Source organism: Brevundimonas balnearis (genome assembly GCF_042434805.1).
Taxonomy (GTDB): Bacteria; Pseudomonadota; Alphaproteobacteria; order Caulobacterales; family Caulobacteraceae; genus Brevundimonas; species Brevundimonas balnearis.
On sequence record NZ_JBHLSW010000011.1, the window covers coordinates 1 to 2,441 of the forward strand.

2 protein-coding genes are annotated in these 2,441 nt (G+C 59.0%); both read right to left on the bottom strand.

Annotated features, from left to right (window positions below):
- Positions 1-28: 28 nt before the first annotated feature.
- On the bottom strand, positions 29-1,498 hold the full coding sequence (locus tag ACFFGE_RS12470) for a DNA methyltransferase (protein ID WP_376836746.1): 1,470 nt from the start codon (positions 1,496-1,498) through the stop codon (positions 29-31).
- A complete protein-coding gene (locus ACFFGE_RS12475) occupies positions 1,495-2,370 on the bottom strand; it encodes an IS1595 family transposase (protein WP_376836747.1) in 876 nt (291 codons plus the stop codon). The genes ACFFGE_RS12470 and ACFFGE_RS12475 overlap by 4 nt, the downstream gene beginning before the upstream one ends.
- Between the last annotated feature and the right edge of the window lie 71 nt (positions 2,371-2,441).

Sequence of the window (2,441 nt, forward strand, 5' to 3'; positions counted from 1 at the left end):
CGGAATAAGTAGATATGGGCTTAGAGGGTTAGCCGAGAGGCAGCATAGGCTGTGTGACGACCTTGCCCCTAGCAACCGAAGGGGTGAGGAACCGCTTTCCGGCTAGGATTTCCGGGACCGTCAGCATCTGCATTCGGGGATACTGGACCCCGTTAACGTTCAGATCGCCCGCCTCGCCCATCTCTTGACGGAAGTTCCGCGTCTTTCGTTCGCCTAGGTCCTCCATGACGATCAACCCGGCCATGAGCGCCTGATCGCGCTCCAGCACGCCGCGCAAGTCGCGAACGACGTTCACGTTGACGTTCTTTCCGCCCTTTACCTCCAGCACCATGCTCTGAAGGTCCTTCACATCGGGAAGGGAGAAGTAGAGCCGCCCGTCAATGCCGCCATCGGCGGTCTTCCGGGACGTGACGAAGCCGTCGATCTGTTCGATGGCCCACTTCTGGAAGTGGTGCTTGTCGCGCTCCCAAAGGTCCTGCGCGCCCTCCAGCGAGTGAGGGACGCCCTCGACCTTGAAGTCCACGCCCTCCTTGAGTCCCAGGCGATCTTCAAGGCGGACCTTCGCCACGCGCTTGATGGCATGGATTGCAATGTCGATCCCGATCCACTCTCGACCGAGCTTGTGCGCAGCCTCGATTGTCGTCGCACACCCGCAGAACGGATCAAACACCACGTCACCGGGATTGCTGGACGCCTCGATGATACGCTCCAGCAACTTTACGGGCTTTTGCGTGGGATAACCTAGGCGCTCGCTTGAAGCCGGAACGAGAGCAGGGATACGCCAGACGTTATCGACCGTCTTGTCTGTCTTGACCTGATACATCAGCCGCCCGTCGGCGTCGCGGGCATTGACGATCTTGCCGTCCTTTTTAACCCGCATGAGCTGGCGGACCGGCTCGTCTCGGTATTCCTTAATTTGGTTGAAGGTGAAGTCGGCCTTATGGTCCTTCACGTAGAACAAGATGCTGTCGGTTGCCTTTGGGAACAGCCTCTTACGGCTGTCGTGCATCTTGTTGTAGTAATACCAATAAATCTCGTTTCGGAAGTTCGCGTGACCAAAGATGCCGTCCATCATCACCTTGATGTAGTGGGAGGCGGTGGGGTCGCAGTGCAGATAGATTGAGCCTGTAGGCTTCAAGAGTGACCGAAGCGGCAACAGGCGCTCTGTCATGTAGGACAGGTAGGCCAGAAGTCGCGGCTGCGTGTTGCGCAGCGCGTTCATCCAGATCTTCCAGAACTCCACAATGTCGTCATCGACGCCGTAGTCGCGCATCAGGACCGGCATCATTCGGATGGCCCGCTGGCGCTCTTCCGACAGCTCCCACAGGTCGTTGAACGCCTCGATCTGGTCGGGAAGCGGTCGGCCCGTTTCGTCCGTATAGATGGCGTTGTAGTCGCGGTTCGAATTGAAGGGCGGGTCCAGGTAGACCAAGTCTACGCTCCCCATCTTCATGTTCTGCATCACGGAGAGGCAGTCGCCGTAATAGAGCGTGTTCATGCGAAGCACCCCCGCATGAAGGTCCCGAAGGCGTCGTCGTTGCGGCGCTGGTTATATTTCCAGCAAGTCTCCGCGATGAAGAGCGGCATGAAGCGCCGGGTGTAGTGGTGGTGCGAACCATACCAAGAGCGCTTGATTAACGACCAGAAGCCCTCAATCGAGTTGGTGTGCGTCTCGCCAAAGGCATAGGCCTCTTTGTGGTTGATCACGGCCCGCTGGAAGATTGCGCCCGCAGCGTTGTAGGAGCTCAACTCGTCCGTAATCAGCAAGGTGCCTTCGGGGCGGACACTGCTCAGAAGGAAGCGCAAAAGGCCCTTCCCGGTCAGGTCGTCCGCGACCCGCGCGATCACGCGTCCGCCACGCTCAACGGCGCCGACGACGGCCGCCTTGCTCGTTCCGCGTCCACGCTTGCCCGGCTTGTCATCGTCGCGGCGGTTGCCCTTGCGCGGCTTTCCGCCGACGTAGGTCTCATCGACCTCTACGATGCCCTGCAACAAATCCCCCTCCGCCGTCAGCATGGCCGCGCGGATACGCTGCTGCATGAACCACGCGGTCTTCTGGTTCAGGTCCAGATCACGCGCCAGTTGACCGCTGGAAAGGCTTTTTTTGGCGTTAACGATGAGGCCGATGGCCAAGAACCACTTCTGGAGAGGGACCTTGGTTTTCTCGAAGATCGTGCCAGCCAGCACGTTGAAGCTGGAGCGGCAGGCGTGGCAGTTCCAGCGCCCGACCCGTTCGCTTTCCGACTTCCGGGCAACGTCGACAGCGCCGCAGTGGGGACAGTGCGGGCTAGCACCCCAGCGCACTTTTTCGAGGTATTCGATGCAGGCTTCTTGGTCGGGGAAGCGCTTGAAAATCGTGAGCAGATTCATCGGTCTCTCCAATGAAGAGACCTTCGCCTAACAGCGAATCCCCGTCAAGCCCATATCTACTTATTCCGAAA